Below are 15,234 nucleotides of genomic sequence, written 5' to 3'. Positions count from 1 at the left end.
CGGGCACCTATCACGGGTTGAGGGCAGGTGTGTGGTTGATAGGTTAAAGCTTATAGTTTAGAAATCCAACTGACGCAGGGTAACCGCGTCGGGAGTGGTGGATTCTAGAGTGGGCACCTGGGTTCCCGGCAGGGACGCCGCGGCGGAACCATGTGCAACCGCTTGCACCAGGCAGTCGGGCAGGGTCTTGCCCTGCTCGTGGGCAATCAGGAAGCCGGCCAGAGAGCAGTCGCCCGCACCTACGGTTGAACGAACCTTCACTGGGGCGTGCACTGCGTGCCATGCACCGTCCTTGGTCACTAGAACCGCGCCGTTACCACCCAGGGTTGCCAGCACCATCTCGACACCGCGGTCTACCAGTTCCTTGGCGGTGCGGGCGGTCAGTTCGGGGCTATCTTCTAGCTCATCTGCCATCTCAAGTTTGCCTACCAGTTCAGCCAGTTCTTCTGAGTTGGGCTTGATGAGATTAGGCATGCCGTCTAGGCCAACCAGCGCATCGCGCAGGGCTACACCTGAGGTGTCCACAGCGATACGGGGAGCTTTTTCACCCAGGGATTCACGGATGGAGCGCCCCACCACGGCGTAGTAGTCACCGGGGACGCCAGCGGGCAGGGAGCCTGCCAGCACCAGCCAGCTGGCATCAATGGTTTCTTTAATCATCAGACGGGTCAGCTGCTGCTGGGCAACATCGTTCAGAGGTTCACCCGGAGCGTTGATCTTGGTGGTGGTGCCATCAGGCTCAACCACGGTGATGTTTGAACGGATAGGGCTGCCGATGGGCATGTTTACGAAGGGAACCTCGGCCTCTTTGAGGCTGGCCAGCACGGGGTCTTCGTTATCTCCGGGCAACACAGCTATAGTCTCAAAGCCAGAGATAGTGAGCGCACGAGCGATGTTGACGCCTTTGCCGCCGGGATCGGACGCCGCGGCCACGGCGCGCTGCACGGCACCGCGCTTGATCTCGTGTTCAAGTTCAACGGTGCGGTCCATACTGGGGTTAGCGGTTAGTGTGACGATCATGCGATCAGTACCTCTACGTTAGATTCTTCAAGCGCCTCAGCAAGCTTGCCCTCGGGCGCGCTGTCGGTAATAAGTGTGTCTACATCTTCAAGCCCGGCGAAGCGCACTAGGGATTCCTGGCCAAACTTGGCTGAGTCGCAGAGAAGCACTACACGGCGGACAGACTTAACGATGGCAGTTTTAACGATTGCCTCGTTAAGGCCTGGGGTGCTGAGGCCGAACTCCGGGTCTAGGCCATTGACACCAATGAAAGCGATATCGGGGCGGATGGTCGCAAAGTGGTCAGCGGCCCGAGTGCCTACAGCGGCCCAGGTCATCTTGCGCAACTGCCCACCCACCATATCGAGCACGATACCATCAGCTTCAGCCAGCTTCACCGCGATGTGAAGGGCGTGAGTGATAATCAGACGGTCAGCACCAGATTTGAGGGAGAAGTCGCTAGCAGCAATACGGTCTGCCAAGATTTCGATGGTCGTACCTGCGTCCAGCACCACCGCCCCGGCATCCGAATCGCGCAAGAGCTCGTAGGCTCGCATAGCGATTTTTTGCTTTTCGGGGGTATTCATATTTTGGCGCAGGGCGATGGAGGATTCTACCGAGGTCGACTGCTCAACCGTCACCGCGCCGCCGTGTACTCGGCGCAACTTACCGTCGGCTTCAAGTGCTGCTAGGTCACGACGGACGGTTTCCATCGTGACTTCGTAGCGGCGAGCCAGGTCAGCGCCATTGACACGGCGGGCAGAGGCTACGAGCTTCGCAATCTCGGCACGTCGTTCTTCAGCGAACATGTGTTCATCACCTTAAAAAATTTGGTTTGGGGGTAAACCCTATACACAGTTGATTTTATGTGGGTTTGGTTGGGTACGTCAATGTTCAAAGACCTGGAAGCGTTGTATTACACGCATTCCTTGAGGGTTTGCGTGGGTTTCAAGACAACATGTAAAACCACTAAACCCACAACCCAACCGATAGCACAACCCAGGGAGTTAGCTAGCACGTCCAGCAGTGAACTGGTTCGCCCGGGCATAAAGTGCTGGGTAGTTTCAATGAAAAGGGTAGCGCCCAGACCGCCCAGAGGCACCAACCAGGAGCGAGTAGGGCGCAGAAGTAAGGTAAAGAGCAAGCCGCCGGGCACAAATATCAGCACGTTGGAGAGCCATTCCACCTGGGCGTAGCCGAACCAGCGGGGTAAGAGCCCTGAACCGTAACCGGTATGTAGAAGTTCTTGCAGAACGCGGCTGGGCTCCCCCGCGTCAACGTGCACTGGCCAGAATACAATCACAGCAATGGTGAGCAGGTAGCAGGCTAGAGCCGCCCACCCCAGCAGTGTGAAAGGTGATCGCACCTAGGGTTTGCCCCTCAACAGTGGTTCATGATCAACTGACCAGGACGCCAGCCCCGGCAGATGTACCTGGAAAGGTTCTGCGTTGGCGACCGTGCCAAATTCCTCACCCTGCGTAGCTGAAAGAGCCCGCCGAATGAGGGAACCGTGAGAAACAGCGATGACCCGTTGATTCGGGTAATCACTAACAATTTTGCGCAGAGTCTCAATGCCGCGCAGGTAGACAGATCGCTCCGATTCGACTCCCGCATAAAAGGCATCGGGGGTGCGGCGGGCTTCTTCTGAGATATCTAGCCCTTCCGCTTCACCATAGCTGCGCTCTACCAACCCATCGTAGGTAGCGCTGACCGTGAGACCGAAATCTGCGGCAATAATCTGAGCTGTCTCTAAAGCCCGGCTTAGCGGGGAGGCAACGACCACGTCATAGCTGAGGCCACGCGCTTTGAGGGCAGCGGCGGTATCGTGCGCCTGCTGACGCCCCACATCATTGAGGGGGATATCGGAGGAGCCCTGCATCAGACACTGCTTGTTCCAGTCAGTCTGGCCGTGACGGATAAGGGTAAGGGAGCCGGTGTTATGCGTAGTCATAGAGTTCTTTCTGGGCGGTTGATCAGCGACAAAGCAGTTTAGGCAGAGAGGTGTACAGGCAATTCAATGACTGCACCATTCACCGGAATGAGCAGTTCACCGCCAGTGCGGGCCTGCAAGGTGGCGCCAATCAGCATGCCGTGAGCAACCACAATGATGTTCTGTTGCGGGTAGTCAGCTTCGACCTGCCTTAGGGCGTCATCGGTGCGTGCCAGAAAGTCTCCCATGGGTTCTATATCCAGGGTTTCCGCCACTACGGCCGCCCAAATCGCAGGGTTAGATTTGGTGCCCTCGAGGCTTCTGAAGGACCTCTCAGCCAGTCCGGCATAGACTCCACCGATCTCTAGGCTCAGAGCATTGGCAATAATCTGCCCGGTTTCTACCGCTCGGCTCAGCGGGGAGGTGACCACCGCGTCCCAGGTGAAGCTCTCACCGCGGTCCTCAGCAAAGGTGCGCAGGTTATGAGCTGCTTCCAGAGCCTGGCCCCGCCCAGTGTCGTTGAGCGGGATATCGGTGGCACCCTGCAGGCGGCGGTCGATGTTCCAGTCAGTCTGGCCGTGTCTGATAAGTACGATAGGCATAGGCTCCATTATTCCAGCGCTCTCTCTACCCTGCTGAGTAGAGCCACTGTTAGCTTACTCTAGGCAATCTATGCCTGCTGCGTAATATCGTGCCCGGGGTAAGCGCTCTTATGAGAGCATTAAGATATGTTTTCTCTTGATACCACTGATACCTGGGCGCCCCACTGCGCTGTCTTTGACTGCGATGGCGTGCTGCTTGACTCAGAAACTCTTTGGAACGACGTCCAAATTGAGCTCTTTGACCATTACGACGTGACTGTGACCAAAGAGCTCGAAACATCACTGATCGGTTCGGCGGCAGAAGATTTGGCTAAGGTCATTACCCACCTTTCACCCCAGGCACAAGGTAAAGAAAACTTCTATGATCAGGTGCTCGCCCATGTGAAATCCACTGAGCTAGAGATTCTGGACCGCGGGGTTGTACCCATCCCGGGCGCTCTTGACTTCATCAAGAAACTAGCGGCTCATATTCCCGTAGCGGTTGCTTCTAATTCTTCTGGGGAATTACTGGCCGTGAAAATGCAGAAGTTTGGCTATGCAGATATCGTAACCACCTGGGTATCTTCCAGCGATGTGCCCTCACCCAAACCATCACCCGATATCTACCTTGAAGCAGTACGCCGTTTAGGATTTAGCCCCGAACAAGCTTTGACGGTGGAAGATTCCGTCACGGGCATGATGGCAGCAACCGGCGCAGGCACTCGCTGTCTGATTTTTACTCCCGAAACACCGGAACAAAAAGAACTTCTAGCGGCGGGAATCGGGCGCTTTGACTCTTTCGAGGACGCAGAACTTCTCGCCCAGGTAGACCGCTGGCTCGCCAGCAAAGCATAGCTAGCAGGTTATATAGACTAGCCAAAGACAGGGAGGGCAAAGATGCCTGAAGAATCTGAGCGCGATCAATCGCGTTTTGGTAAGCGCCTTGAGGATCTCAGTGAGGACGAGCGCGCCTATTACAGGGACTTCCTGCCGCCCTCTCCTACTCCCATCACCCCTACTGCTGATGATCCGGCCGGGCAGCGCTCTGCTCGGAAACCTAGGAAGCCGCTGAGCCGCTGGTTCTGGTTTCCGCATACTCTGACCGGGCTTGCCCTTATCACGGCTCTAGCCAGTTTTACGGTGGTGCCCGCTGTTTACTCTGACGTGTCGCCGGAGCTTCGCCGCAACTATGTAATTATGTGGGCTGAGCTTGCCTTCTTCTTCCTACTCTTCGCAGCTCTGCTCTACGGTATCTTCACCCTGGCCCGCTTCACCGACCACGATGATGAGGACGACGACCGGCTGGTACGCCCCACCGACTATGCCGAGCGTCTCTACGAAAAAGACATAGCCCGGGCGCAGAGGAACCTGCCTGATTCCGGTTTCTACGACTCATCCTGGGTCAGCGGTAAGAAAGACTAACCACCAACAAAAGGCCGGTCTCCTCAGAAGAGAGACCGGCCTTAGACGTGCGGGGCAAGCCCACCAGCCCTGACTAGCGGCGCATGACCTTGCGAGCCAACACGTTGCCCACCAGCTGGATGAGCTGCACCAGAATGATAATGACGGCAACGACGCTCCAGGTGATGACCTCGTTGAAGCGCTGGTAGCCATCCACCAGAGCCACCTTACCCAGGCCACCGCCGCCGATGTAGCCTGCCATAGCAGACATATCGACCACGCCAATCACCAAGAAAGTGTAGCCCAGAATCAGCGGGCCGAGTGCCTCGGGGATCATAACGGTGAAGAGGATGCGCATCTTTGAGGCACCCATAGCGCGGGCTGCTTCAATCACGCCGGGGTCAATAGAGACCATGTTCTGCTCAACAATGCGGGCAATAGCAAAGGTCGCACCGAAAACCATGGCAAAGATAGCCGCATTAGCACCCAACCTGGTGCCAACGACCAAGGAGGTCAGCGGGCCCAGAGCAGCTAACAAAATGATAAAGGGGATGGGTCGAACGATGTTCACCACGACATTAAGCACGATGTTAACGAAGCGATTGGCCAGGATGTTGCCCTGGCGTGTGGTGTAGAGCAAAAGCCCCACCACCAGGCCCAGGAAACCGGCAATGAGCATGGTGAAGGAGACCATGTAGAGGGTTTCACCCAGGGCGGGGACCAGCTTATCGGGCATAAAAGAGGCCCAGTCGACCGAATTAGCCGCCAGCAGTTTACCTTCGCTCGTGTACATTAGCGTACCTCCTGCACGCGGGTTACGGTTTTGAGTTCAGCAACCGCGGCATCAATGCTGATGACATCGCCGATTAGTTCCAGGGTGAGATTACCGTAGCTCTTACCCTGTAGGGTTTCTAGACCACCTTGCACAATGTTGAAGGAAACATTGCGGGATCCCAGGTAAGAGAGCACTTTGCCGATGCTGGTGTTCCCCTCGGTGATCTCGATGTTGACCAGATAGCCGCGGTGGCGTTCTTTGAGTTCAGCAGCTTCGCCACCAACGGGAGTAGTTTTGACGGCCGTGCCCACAAAGCGCTTAGCAGTGGCGGTCTGGGGGTTAGAGAAAACATCGTAAACGTTGCCGCTCTCTACGACCTTGCCCAGCTCCATAACTGCCACGCGGTCTGCAATGTTTGAGACGACGTCCATTTCGTGGGTAATCACGATGACGGTGATACCCAGCTCGTGATTGACTTTTTTGAGTAAATCCAGCACCTCAGCGGTGGTTTCTGGGTCGAGGGCGCTGGTGGATTCGTCTGCTAGGAGCAGGGAAGGTGAGGTGGCCAAGGCACGGGCAATCCCCACGCGCTGTTTCTGACCGCCTGATAACTGATCGGGGTAGTTCTTTGCCTTATCAGCAAGACCGACGAACTCCAGTAGCTCGGTTACGCGCGCAGCGCGTTTGTTCTTATCCCAGCCAGCTACCTTGAGCGGGAACTCAACGTTACCGGCTACAGTGCGTGAGTTCATCAGGTTGAACTGCTGAAAAATCATGCCAATGTTGGTACGGGCTTCACGCAGCTGGGACTCACGTTTACCGGCAACTTCAAACCCGTTGACGGTCAGGGAGCCACCCGTAATGGATTCAAGCCCATTGATGAGCCGCACCAGCGTGGATTTACCGGCACCGGAATAGCCGATGATGGCAAAGATTTCGCCGCGGTTGATGGTCAAATCGACGTGATCAACAGCGGTAACAGTTTTCTTGCCTACGCGGAATTCTTTGGTGACGTTCGACAGGACGACCATGGGTTCAGCTGCCGAACGTGACGATACAATGTGGTCTTCGGTCATGGTTTCTCTTCAGTAGGTAGGAGCATCTTGGTACTAAAGCCCTGGATGCCGGTCAGGCAAACGCAGCGGTAGCCTAGTTGGGCTACCGCTGCGGCTGCGTGGCGAGCTAACTCAAAGCGACAGTCTCGAGGCGTTTTAGCCGCGCAGCTTGTCTTCCAGAGTTGCCAGAGTTGAGCGCAGCTCTTCGAGGTCGATATCTACCTCAACGGCGGTACCCTGAGTTTCTTCTTGCACAGCCTGCAGCACAGCATCGGTGTGGAAGATTTCAACAATCTTCTTGTAGGTCTCATTATCAGCGTCATCAGCCTGAGCTACGAAGAGGTTGACGTAGGGGCGGGCGCTTTCGTTGGCGGGGTCATCCTGAGCCAGCGCGTTCTTGGGGTCAAGACCCGCGTCCATGAGGAAGTCGTTATTGATAACTGAAGCATCGACCGATTCCATTGAAATCACGGTCTGAGTAGCGTCAACCGGGGTGACCTTGACCTTGGACGCAGCTGAATCTACATCGTCAATGGTGGGGGTATCAACTTCGCTGGTGAAGCTAACCAGGCCGTTAGCTTCCAGCAGTTTCAGTGCGCGGGCCTCATTGACAGTGTCATTGGGGATTGCAACTTCGGCGCCGTCAGGCAAATCGCTAATTGAGCTGTGAGTGGTGGAGAACATGGCCATGGGGTAGATGACGGTGGGGCCAACAATTTGCAGGTTGTCATCGTTCTTGACGTTGTAGTCAGAGAGGTAAGCAATGTGCTGGAACCAGTTCATGTCGATATCCCCGGCATTGAGGGCAGGGTTGGGCTGGCTGTAGTCACTGAACTCAACAAGTTCTACATTAATGCCTTCTTCAGCAGCAACTTCGACTAGTTTCTTGTTGGAATCACTGGAACCGACTACACCGATGCGAACCGTTTCGTCGCTAGATGATGCTGAGTCAGATGAGCCGCAGGCTGCAAGACCGAATGCTAGGGGTACGAGAGCCAAAGAGGCAACAAATTTCTTCACGGCTATGAATCTTTCTGCTGGGAAGTATATGAGGTGCGGCCACGCTCAGCGTCTAATGTCTTTAAGGTGCGGAGGTGGTCCCTAATGTCCGCCGCTGCTGCGGCGTCTTTTCCATTAGACCATTAGAGAGCTACCGCACCCCTATCTGACCTACTTTTGCGGTCTATTTCACGCCTTAGTGCGCAACATAAAGTTACCTAGTAACACGAGGTAACATTTAGTGGTTTTGCACGATGGGCGGCCGCGGTAGCCCTGAAGTCATATCTAGTGTTTTCCATCCAGTCTTGCTTCGATGTTTTCGCGCACCTTGCGGCGCAGGGTTTTCCCCAGCATAGAGCGAGGTAGATCCTCGACCTCGTAGTAATTACGGGGCACTTTGTAACGGGTGAGGCGGGCACGGCAGTGCTCTTTGAGTTCTTCGGGTTCAATAGCGTAGCCCTCAGCAGGAATAATGACCGCGGTTACGGTTTCTCCGCCAGAGGCATCGGGCAGGCCCACCACAGCGCAGTCAGCCACCGAGTCATGCTGTTTGAGTACATTTTCAACCTCGGTCGGTGAAACATTGAAGCCGCCAGTAATAATGACTTCTTTGATACGGTCAACGATTTGGATGAAGTAATCCTCATCGAGTTTCACGATATCCCCGGTGCGAAGCCAGCCACCTTCAACCAGGGTGTTACTAGTATCTTCGGCGCGCTTCCAGTAGCCCTTGAAGACCTGCGGACCGCGCACCCAAAGTTCGCCTTCCTCTCCGTGGGGGACGTCCTCAAGGGTGTCGGGGTCTACCACCCGGATGTCAGTGGAAGGGAAGGGTATGCCGATGGAACCGGCACGGCGGCTGTCGTTGAGCGGATTGCAGGAAACTAAGGGGGCGCATTCAGTCAGACCGTAGCCTTCCACCAGCATGCCGCCGGTAGCTTCTTCCCATTCAGCAACCAAATCGGTGGGCAGGTGCATGGCCCCTGAAACCGACGTGCGGATGCCGCGCACAGAGACGCCGCGTTTCTTGGCTTCATCTAGAATACGGCGGTAGACCGGCGGCACCGCGGGCAGGACGGTGGGCGGGGTCTTCTTCATTGCCCTGAAAATGAGATCCATGTCGACGGTGGGAAAGAGCACCACACGGGCGTGGCAGACAGCGGCTACCGTCTGACCCAAAGTCATACCGTAGGCGTGGAAGAGCGGGAGTACCGCATAGATAACGTCGCCGCCTTGGGGCTGAATGTAGGCTTCGCCCATGCGTCCGTTGGATTCCAGATTGCGGTGGGTGAGCATAACCCCCTTGGGCAAGCCCGTGGTACCTGAGGTGTATTGCAGCAGGGCCAAGTCGTGGGCGGTGGGGCGGTGATGGTCAGCGGCAATAGGCTCGTTTTTGAGCAACTGACGCCAGGAAGTTGTACCCTTAGCTACGCCCTCCAGCTTCTCGCGGGAGGCTTTGAGCTTACCTACCGGCAATTTCAGGGCGGTACGCATCAGACGAGGCATCTCTTCAATCATGTTGACCGCGAAGATGTGTTTGGGCCGAATATCGCTGGGCAGAGAGGTGACGTTATCTGCGATTTTGTCCCAGACAATAGCTGCCTTAGCGCCGTGGTCTTCGAACATGTGGCGCAGCTCAGCAGCTGTGTAGAGAGGATTATGCTCGACCACCACAGCGCCCAGACGCATGATGGCGTAAAAAGCGACCATATGTTGCGGACAGTTAGGGAGGACGACGGCCACCCGGTCGCCGTGTTGGATACCGGCTTTGCGTAGGCCCTCAGCTACCCGCAAAACCTTCTCTCCCAGTTCACCGTAGGTGGTGGTGGCGCCGAAAAATTCTAGGGCAATCTTCTGGGGGTGCTCACGCACTGCATCTGCCATCAGGTGGCTGAGGGATGTCTCTGGTAGTTCTACATTGCCGGGGGTGCCGGGGCTGTAGTTCTTTTGCCAGGGACGGTGGGCGAGCGGAAAATCGTTGCTCTGGTATGAATTTTCGACTGTTTGCATACACACGATTGTGCCACAGCACCTTTATTACTGACATACTGGGGGGTATGGCTCGTAGACGAAAAGAAGACATCAGCCCCGAGGAGTTTAGGGAGCTGATGCGTGAAATTAACAAGCGCATGATTATTGCCGGCCTCATTGTGATTACGGCTGGTCTACTTATCATCGGCGCTCTTGCTCTCTGGGGAGGTCCCAATGGTTAATTGGCAACAAAAACGAGAAGGCAAAAGCGTCTTTCAACAGATGACGGCAGGTTATGCCTACCGGCCCGATGATGAGTGCATTGACCTTCACAGGAGAGTAACTCAGCTAACTCAGGTCTACGCTCAGCAATACTACGCCTCAGATCCCATGATGACTGAAACACTCAATGAGATGGTGGGGTCCCTGGGCGAGGGATCAATGATCCGCCCCGCTGTCTCTTTCGATTACGGCGTCAATACCCACATTGGAGCTGGTTGCTTCTTCAATTTTGGTTGTATCTTTTTGGACGTAGCCCCCATTACTTTTAATGATGGTGTGCTCGTTGGGCCTAATGTTCAATTTCTGACACCCACCCACCCTCTTAACCCGGTAGATCGTGAGGCACTGTGGGAGGGTGGTTTACCCATCACTGTAGGCCGCAACGTCTGGATCAGTGGAGGCGCGATTATCCTCCCGGGAGTCACCATCGGTGAGAACGCTGTGATTGGCGCTGGAGCCGTGGTGTCTAAAGATATTCCAGCCAACGCCGTAGCGGTGGGCAACCCCGCCAAGGTGGTGCGGTATGTGGCTGAGGATGAGCGCCCTACCGACCCCAACCATCAATATAGCCCGCAGGCTCTGCGCCTCGCTTAGTCCTTCCTGTATCCTCAACCTATCTAGCAGAAAGAGTCTCGAGGATGTCCCAAGATTCTAACCGTCCCTCTCCTAACAGTTCCAGCGACTGGGAGGCAGTATTCAACGACGCTGATCCCACCCGAGTGCTCCCACCCTACTCATCAGAGCACGGTGCTAACGCAAGTAGCCCGCAGACTGCCGATTCATCGGTCTCAGCGGTGCGTTATCAACCCGAACTTGCCCCTTCTGCTGCGGAGTACTCTGCACCTGCTGCCCCTACCGAGGTGCGGAGTTCGGGCCCAGCTCAGAGGGCAGCCTACAGCACGGTCGAGGCGCCAGCCCGTCGCAAAGGCAAGCTGACCCCCTACCGAAGAGTTCAGTTCATCCCCGCTTTCCTGGGTGCTCTCATTGCGCACGGCATGCTCACCCTGCTCTTTCAGTTGGCAGCCCCTCTTTTAGTGGCAGCTGGGCTGAAAAGCTATGACACCCCAACCCTTGTAGCTCTCGACCTTTTCAACGCCGATGCTAGATCGACAGCCCTTCCCTGGGCCATCTTCCTTGGGATCTGCTACATATTTGCTTTCCTTGCAGCAGGCTATGCAGCTGCACGTATGAGCGTGGTAGCTCCGGCGAAACAAGCTCTAGGAGTACTGATGATGACCTTGCTGGGCATGCTGCTGGGCTCAGCCATCGCTTGGCTAGCATCCCTAGCAAACGTAGATGTGCAGCCGTCTTTCGCCGGCCATCTTTTTATGGAGCAAGACTTTGCACCTGAGCTACTCACCCTACTCAGTGTGCTGGCCATCGCTTTCTTTGCAGCCTTGCTAGGGGCCTTTATGGGCACGTCCTACCACCGCAAATTAGAGAATAGTTGGAGCGAATAAGTCATAAATGGTGCCCTAGGGGACACCGACCCTTCACACTATAGTTCCCAAACGGGTCGCCGCTGTTTTTTGCCTGTAAAGTATTTCAAGAGTAAAGAATAGAAGATGGCCCTAGTGACACCAATACACGGCGAGGCTAGGGGTGAGGCTGTCAGAGGCACGCCACAAACGAAGTAGGTAAGTATGAGCGTAGTACGGGTAGGAATTGTAGATGATCACGAGGTTGTCCGTGAGGGCATGCGAGCGGTCGCATCCGGAGCCAGCGAAATTGAACTAGTGGCTGCAGCTCCCACCGCCTCTGACCTTCTGGTAGCTCTGGGCAGGAACCTTCATGACCCGTCGTCGGCTGATTTGGGTAAACTCAAAAGGGACTGCGATGTCGTGCTTCTTGACCTTTCTCTACAAGATCGTTCACGTCCCAGCGAGAACGTAGACATCCTTCAGCGCGCTGGCATCAAAGTTCTTATCTTTAGCATTGGTGAGAACCCCTGCTTGATTCGTGAAGCGTTGAAAGCAGGTGCTTTAGGACTGGTTCGAAAGTCCGAGCCGTTGGAGCATGCTCTGGCTGAAGCAAAAAATATTGCCGACGGTAAAGCCGTGGTGACCAAAGAACTAGCAGCAGCTATCGATGGTGATCCAGAGTTCTCCCGGGCCAGCCTCTCCCCCCGCGAGCAGGAAACCTTGCGTCTCTACGCTTCCGGTTTTGCCCAGGTTCAGGTAGCCCGCCGCATGGGCATTAAGCAGTCTGCTGTGAAAACCAACATTGACCGTATCCGCGAAAAGTACGCCCGTGTGGGCCGGCCCGCCCCCACCAAGATTGATTTGCGCATCCGTGCTATCGAAGATGGTTTGGTTGATTCTATGGAAGATACTCAGAGCGCCCAGCGGTACCTTTAAGGCACCACCCACTTCCGCCCTCCCTACAGCAAGGAAACGCCCTGTCTACCTCTACCGGTGGTGCTTCTCGGGATTTAACCCGTGCTCTTCAGCCATCCCGAGTCGAGCGCATACGTTCCTTCTTTCTCAAGCCCCTGTCACTAATCTCTGACCAGCAAAGTCTCATGGGGCCTAGTTCTTTCGGGCTCTACTGCTCCCTGGAAATCATCTATGCTCTGATTGCTACCGCCCTTGTCTTCCAATCCTTAGCGAATATCTCAGGGGCGTACGGGCGAGACTCTCATTGGTATCTCTTCCTCATCCCTGTCACCCTAGCTCATGGTGCCCTCCTGATTTTCAAAGGAGTGCGCAAAGAAATTAGCGCTAAAGCGGTGAGTTTTATGCTGATTATTGCCTACAGCGCCTATATAACCTGGCCCTTTAGCGAAGGAGCCCAACTATCGGCTATCCCCTGGTCCTGGCTTTTCGGGACCTACGCCATGCTTGTTCCTGCCTTTGAAGAGACCTCTCGAGGCAGTTATCTTCACAACTTCGCCATTCCCTCGTCCCTCATTGCCAGTTCCTTCGCCGCCCACTGGCTCACCGGCGCTCCCCTAGATTACGCAGGTCTCGCCAGCCGCGTGGCCTTTCTAGGGTTCTTTTGTGCCCTGCTCGCCGGGTTTGCTCGCTTTGCTCTCAACGCTGTGAGGGAATCAGACAAAACCTACTACGAAACTCTCTCAGCCCAGCTTCTGCTCAATCGGTCGAAGGATTACGCCAAGGCCCTACAGGATTTTGACAAACTGGTTCACGATAACGTCATGGCCGCTCTGCTCGATGCCAGCCGGAACTTAGGTGAACTACCTCAACGCACCCGCCTTTTAGCCCGCCGCGCAATCGCTGTGCTTGAAGAAGAAACTCTTAAGCTCCCACCTCAGCAGCCCATCACCTTCCAGCAACTCACCGAGCAAATAGCGGAAGGAGTGGAACCGTGGAACCAGCGCTTAAGATTCGTGCCGGATGTCCTTGGGAAGCACCCCCGAGCGTCCTCTGACTCAACAATGCCCTACGCTACCGCCAGATCCTTCACCTATGCAGTGACCGAGGCAGTGTCTAATTCAGCCCGCCATTCAGGGACTCGCACCACCATTATCAGTATTCGAACCGAGACGAGGCGCCCTTATAAGTCCACCCGATCCGATGAAGTGCGCCCCTATATTCTCTGCACCATCGCAGATAAGGGTCAAGGTTTTTCGATGAGTGACCTAGATTTTCACCGTTTGGGTGTGAGGGTATCAATGCTACGCAGCGTGGAAGAAGCCGGCGGTAAGGTCACTATCAATTCAGCGCCAAATAAGGGAACCACGGTTGTGGTGCAGTGGCCCAATGAGGAATCCAATGCTGGCTAAGTATTACCAATCCAGCGTGCTGTTGAAGGTCTTTGCTGCGGGTAGCTTACTCATACTCACTGCCTTCGCTATCTGGTATAACTTTTACACAGTCATTACAGCCCCGCACTGGGGGGCTGTCCTAGGGGTCTACATCCTGGCGATCTGCCCTATTTTTCTTCCCACCCACCGATTAGAGCTTCCTGAGTATCTCCCCCCACTCATCGTGGTCCTGGGGCTTTCCAGTGTGGAGATGACCCTGACCGCTATCAGTCACTGCCTGACGTTCTTGCATCTTTCTTGGCCGCTGATGGCCTACACGGCACTAGCTTTGGGGCTCATTTTACGGCGCCGCAGTTTCTATGGGTGGCTTTTCTTCATAGGTTTCAGCATCCTGGTTCTGAGCAAGCATACCCGCGGCTTCGATTCCCGGCTCATGCTGGCTACCGAGTTTATTATTCCCGTCTTGCTGATGCTCATCGCCATGATCGTCCCTCGGCAAATTGAGCAGGCAAATTCTAAGACCCAGCAGGCACGCGGTATGCGAATTATCGCTGATGCTGACCGTGCTGAAAAGACCGGCATAGGAGTGGTGTCGTCCCAGCGCGTTCAAGAAGTTCGAGCACTCACCGAAGACATGCTCTACCGCATCGCCTATAACCAAAGCCCGGTAACACAGGACGAGATGGACAGTTTTAGGTTCGCTGAAGCTCAGCTGCGCGATACGATTCGCGGGCGATATATCGTTAATCGACAGATTCTGGATACAGCGTGGCTTGCACGCCAGCGCGGAGTCAAAGTCGATATCTTGGACGAACGAGGCTCCAGCCTTCCTGGCAGAGTGGCCTCTGCACTCACCCACTGCGCCGTGGACCTGTTTGAGAATGCTTCAAGTGGAACCATCACCATCCGGGCCTTCCCCAGTGATGACCCGTGTGCCGTCATGCTAGTGCACGATGGTAACTCTGAGGACGATGAACCAAGCGCCATCGAGATCTCCCAAACAGGTGACATCGAACGTTTCTAGACACGCCTTTTTAGTTTCCGCATAAATAAAATTTCATCACTTTACCCCTCAGAAAACTCTTATAAGCAATACCCCTGCTTTTCTATAACCTTGATTTTCCGCGGGTTTTCCGGGCGTCTAAACTTGTAAAAGAAACTGTTGTCATCACAAATGATGACAAATAGAGATTCAATAAGTGGGATATGATGAAATTGGTTTATGGGTGGTCTTGAGTCGGGGGACTCAAAGCACCGGCGACGTTGGGGGACTGACCCGGAGCGTTATCCACCCGATAACCCAACCAGGTATCTTGTGAAGATTGCTGGTAGGTTTGATCCTACGTCCCGCATTTCTAGGGAGATGATGCGGGATTCTTAACACTCTTCACACCTTGGCATGGTACCGCCTCTTGCCCTTGAGCAAGGCTTTACAGGCTTGTTCCTGTAACGCCTTACTTGAGCTCATAGGTGGCACCGAAAGACCCAGTCTGCTTTACGCAAACTGGGTCTTT

At 55.1% G+C, this 15,234-nt stretch carries 17 protein-coding genes; 8 read left to right on the top strand and 9 right to left on the bottom strand.

The genetic code is table 11. The features are described 5' to 3' along the window. Nucleotides 1-57 precede the first annotated feature (57 nt). The 5 genes from ABD982_RS01405 to ABD982_RS01385 form a co-directional block, all read right to left on the bottom strand. Nucleotides 58-1,020 (bottom strand): 1-phosphofructokinase family hexose kinase, encoded by a 963-nt coding sequence (locus tag ABD982_RS01405; RefSeq protein ID WP_237202814.1) that lies wholly within the window; start codon nt 1,018-1,020, stop codon nt 58-60. Beyond that, nucleotides 1,017-1,808, bottom strand: coding sequence for a DeoR/GlpR family DNA-binding transcription regulator (locus ABD982_RS01400; RefSeq protein ID WP_345443804.1), 792 nt, complete (start codon nt 1,806-1,808; stop codon nt 1,017-1,019). Before ABD982_RS01400 ends, ABD982_RS01405 begins: the two co-directional genes overlap by 4 nt. A 107-nt stretch (nt 1,809-1,915) precedes the next feature. Then, nucleotides 1,916-2,365 (bottom strand): VanZ family protein, encoded by a 450-nt coding sequence (locus tag ABD982_RS01395; protein ID WP_251379417.1) that lies wholly within the window; start codon nt 2,363-2,365, stop codon nt 1,916-1,918. Further along, nucleotides 2,366-2,950 carry a histidine phosphatase family protein gene (locus tag ABD982_RS01390; protein ID WP_251379418.1) on the bottom strand — a complete coding sequence of 195 codons (585 nt, stop codon included), beginning with the start codon at nt 2,948-2,950 and terminating at the stop codon, nt 2,366-2,368. Nucleotides 2,951-2,988: 38 nt separating this feature from the next. After that, on the bottom strand, nt 2,989-3,531 hold the full coding sequence (locus ABD982_RS01385; RefSeq protein ID WP_345443792.1) for a histidine phosphatase family protein: 543 nt from the start codon (nt 3,529-3,531) through the stop codon (nt 2,989-2,991). Between the two features lie 126 nt (nt 3,532-3,657). Between ABD982_RS01385 and ABD982_RS01380 the strand changes: the two genes are divergently transcribed. Together ABD982_RS01380 and ABD982_RS01375 are read left to right on the top strand one after the other, a co-directional pair. After that, a complete protein-coding gene (locus ABD982_RS01380; RefSeq protein ID WP_345443789.1) occupies nt 3,658-4,365 on the top strand; it encodes an HAD family hydrolase in 708 nt (235 codons plus the stop codon). Between the two features lie 42 nt (nt 4,366-4,407). Beyond that, nucleotides 4,408-4,932 carry a hypothetical protein gene (locus ABD982_RS01375; RefSeq protein WP_345443786.1) on the top strand — a complete coding sequence of 175 codons (525 nt, stop codon included), beginning with the start codon at nt 4,408-4,410 and terminating at the stop codon, nt 4,930-4,932. A 73-nt stretch (nt 4,933-5,005) separates the two neighbouring features. On the opposite strand, the gene ABD982_RS01370 is transcribed toward ABD982_RS01375, so the two are convergent. The 4 genes from ABD982_RS01370 to ABD982_RS01355 all read right to left on the bottom strand — a co-directional run bounded on the left by ABD982_RS01370 (nt 5,006) and on the right by ABD982_RS01355 (nt 9,750). Further along, nucleotides 5,006-5,704, bottom strand: coding sequence for a methionine ABC transporter permease (locus ABD982_RS01370; protein WP_345443783.1), 699 nt, complete (start codon nt 5,702-5,704; stop codon nt 5,006-5,008). Then, entirely contained in the window at nt 5,704-6,762 is a 1,059-nt protein-coding gene (locus ABD982_RS01365) for a methionine ABC transporter ATP-binding protein (RefSeq protein ID WP_345443780.1), read from the bottom strand. Before ABD982_RS01365 ends, ABD982_RS01370 begins: the two co-directional genes overlap by 1 nt. A 135-nt stretch (nt 6,763-6,897) precedes the next feature. Further along, nucleotides 6,898-7,761, bottom strand: a complete 864-nt coding sequence (locus ABD982_RS01360; RefSeq protein WP_345443777.1) for a MetQ/NlpA family ABC transporter substrate-binding protein — start codon at nt 7,759-7,761, stop codon at nt 6,898-6,900. A gap of 264 nt (nt 7,762-8,025) precedes the next feature. Continuing rightward, complete coding sequence (locus ABD982_RS01355) at nt 8,026-9,750, bottom strand: long-chain-fatty-acid--CoA ligase (RefSeq protein ID WP_345443774.1); 1,725 nt, start codon at nt 9,748-9,750, stop codon at nt 8,026-8,028. A 47-nt stretch (nt 9,751-9,797) separates the two neighbouring features. Here ABD982_RS01355 and ABD982_RS01350 point away from each other — a divergent pair, with 47 nt between their 5' ends. From ABD982_RS01350 to ABD982_RS01325, 6 genes are all read left to right on the top strand, one after another. Next, on the top strand, nt 9,798-9,953 hold the full coding sequence (locus tag ABD982_RS01350) for a hypothetical protein (protein ID WP_251379426.1): 156 nt from the start codon (nt 9,798-9,800) through the stop codon (nt 9,951-9,953). Continuing rightward, entirely contained in the window at nt 9,946-10,587 is a 642-nt protein-coding gene (locus tag ABD982_RS01345; protein ID WP_345443769.1) for a sugar O-acetyltransferase, read from the top strand. The genes ABD982_RS01350 and ABD982_RS01345 overlap by 8 nt, the downstream gene beginning before the upstream one ends. A 44-nt stretch (nt 10,588-10,631) precedes the next feature. Then, complete coding sequence (locus ABD982_RS01340) at nt 10,632-11,453, top strand: hypothetical protein (protein ID WP_345443767.1); 822 nt, start codon at nt 10,632-10,634, stop codon at nt 11,451-11,453. Between the two features lie 183 nt (nt 11,454-11,636). Next, a complete protein-coding gene (locus tag ABD982_RS01335) occupies nt 11,637-12,350 on the top strand; it encodes a LuxR C-terminal-related transcriptional regulator (protein ID WP_345443764.1) in 714 nt (237 codons plus the stop codon). A 164-nt stretch (nt 12,351-12,514) separates the two neighbouring features. Further along, nucleotides 12,515-13,738 (top strand): ATP-binding protein, encoded by a 1,224-nt coding sequence (locus ABD982_RS01330; RefSeq protein ID WP_345443761.1) that lies wholly within the window; start codon nt 12,515-12,517, stop codon nt 13,736-13,738. Continuing rightward, nucleotides 13,728-14,744: a hypothetical protein gene (locus ABD982_RS01325; protein ID WP_345443758.1), complete on the top strand. Its 1,017-nt coding sequence runs from the start codon at nt 13,728-13,730 to the stop codon at nt 14,742-14,744. Before ABD982_RS01330 ends, ABD982_RS01325 begins: the two co-directional genes overlap by 11 nt. Nucleotides 14,745-15,234 lie beyond the last annotated feature (490 nt).

This window comes from Rothia endophytica, assembly GCF_039543885.1.
GTDB lineage: Bacteria > Actinomycetota > Actinomycetes > Actinomycetales > Micrococcaceae > Rothia > Rothia endophytica.
This window is presented reverse-complemented; position numbering and strand designations above follow the sequence as displayed.

Excerpts from the sequence above, each read along its gene's own strand:
- ABD982_RS01405 (WP_237202814.1), bottom strand. The coding sequence starts at position 1,020 with ATGATCGTCACACTAACCGCTAACCCCAGTATGGACCGCACCGTTGAA.
- ABD982_RS01400 (WP_345443804.1), bottom strand. The coding sequence starts at position 1,808 with ATGTTCGCTGAAGAACGACGTGCCGAGATTGCGAAGCTCGTAGCCTCT.
- ABD982_RS01390 (WP_251379418.1), bottom strand. The coding sequence starts at position 2,950 with ATGACTACGCATAACACCGGCTCCCTTACCCTTATCCGTCACGGCCAG.
- ABD982_RS01385 (WP_345443792.1), bottom strand. The coding sequence starts at position 3,531 with ATGCCTATCGTACTTATCAGACACGGCCAGACTGACTGGAACATCGAC.
- ABD982_RS01380 (WP_345443789.1), top strand. The coding sequence starts at position 3,658 with ATGTTTTCTCTTGATACCACTGATACCTGGGCGCCCCACTGCGCTGTC.
- ABD982_RS01375 (WP_345443786.1), top strand. The coding sequence starts at position 4,408 with ATGCCTGAAGAATCTGAGCGCGATCAATCGCGTTTTGGTAAGCGCCTT.
- ABD982_RS01370 (WP_345443783.1), bottom strand. The coding sequence starts at position 5,704 with ATGTACACGAGCGAAGGTAAACTGCTGGCGGCTAATTCGGTCGACTGG.
- ABD982_RS01365 (WP_345443780.1), bottom strand. The coding sequence starts at position 6,762 with ATGACCGAAGACCACATTGTATCGTCACGTTCGGCAGCTGAACCCATG.
- ABD982_RS01355 (WP_345443774.1), bottom strand. The coding sequence starts at position 9,750 with ATGCAAACAGTCGAAAATTCATACCAGAGCAACGATTTTCCGCTCGCC.
- ABD982_RS01350 (WP_251379426.1), top strand. The coding sequence starts at position 9,798 with ATGGCTCGTAGACGAAAAGAAGACATCAGCCCCGAGGAGTTTAGGGAG.
- ABD982_RS01345 (WP_345443769.1), top strand. The coding sequence starts at position 9,946 with ATGGTTAATTGGCAACAAAAACGAGAAGGCAAAAGCGTCTTTCAACAG.
- ABD982_RS01340 (WP_345443767.1), top strand. The coding sequence starts at position 10,632 with ATGTCCCAAGATTCTAACCGTCCCTCTCCTAACAGTTCCAGCGACTGG.
- ABD982_RS01335 (WP_345443764.1), top strand. The coding sequence starts at position 11,637 with ATGAGCGTAGTACGGGTAGGAATTGTAGATGATCACGAGGTTGTCCGT.
- ABD982_RS01330 (WP_345443761.1), top strand. The coding sequence starts at position 12,515 with ATGGGGCCTAGTTCTTTCGGGCTCTACTGCTCCCTGGAAATCATCTAT.
- ABD982_RS01325 (WP_345443758.1), top strand. The coding sequence starts at position 13,728 with ATGCTGGCTAAGTATTACCAATCCAGCGTGCTGTTGAAGGTCTTTGCT.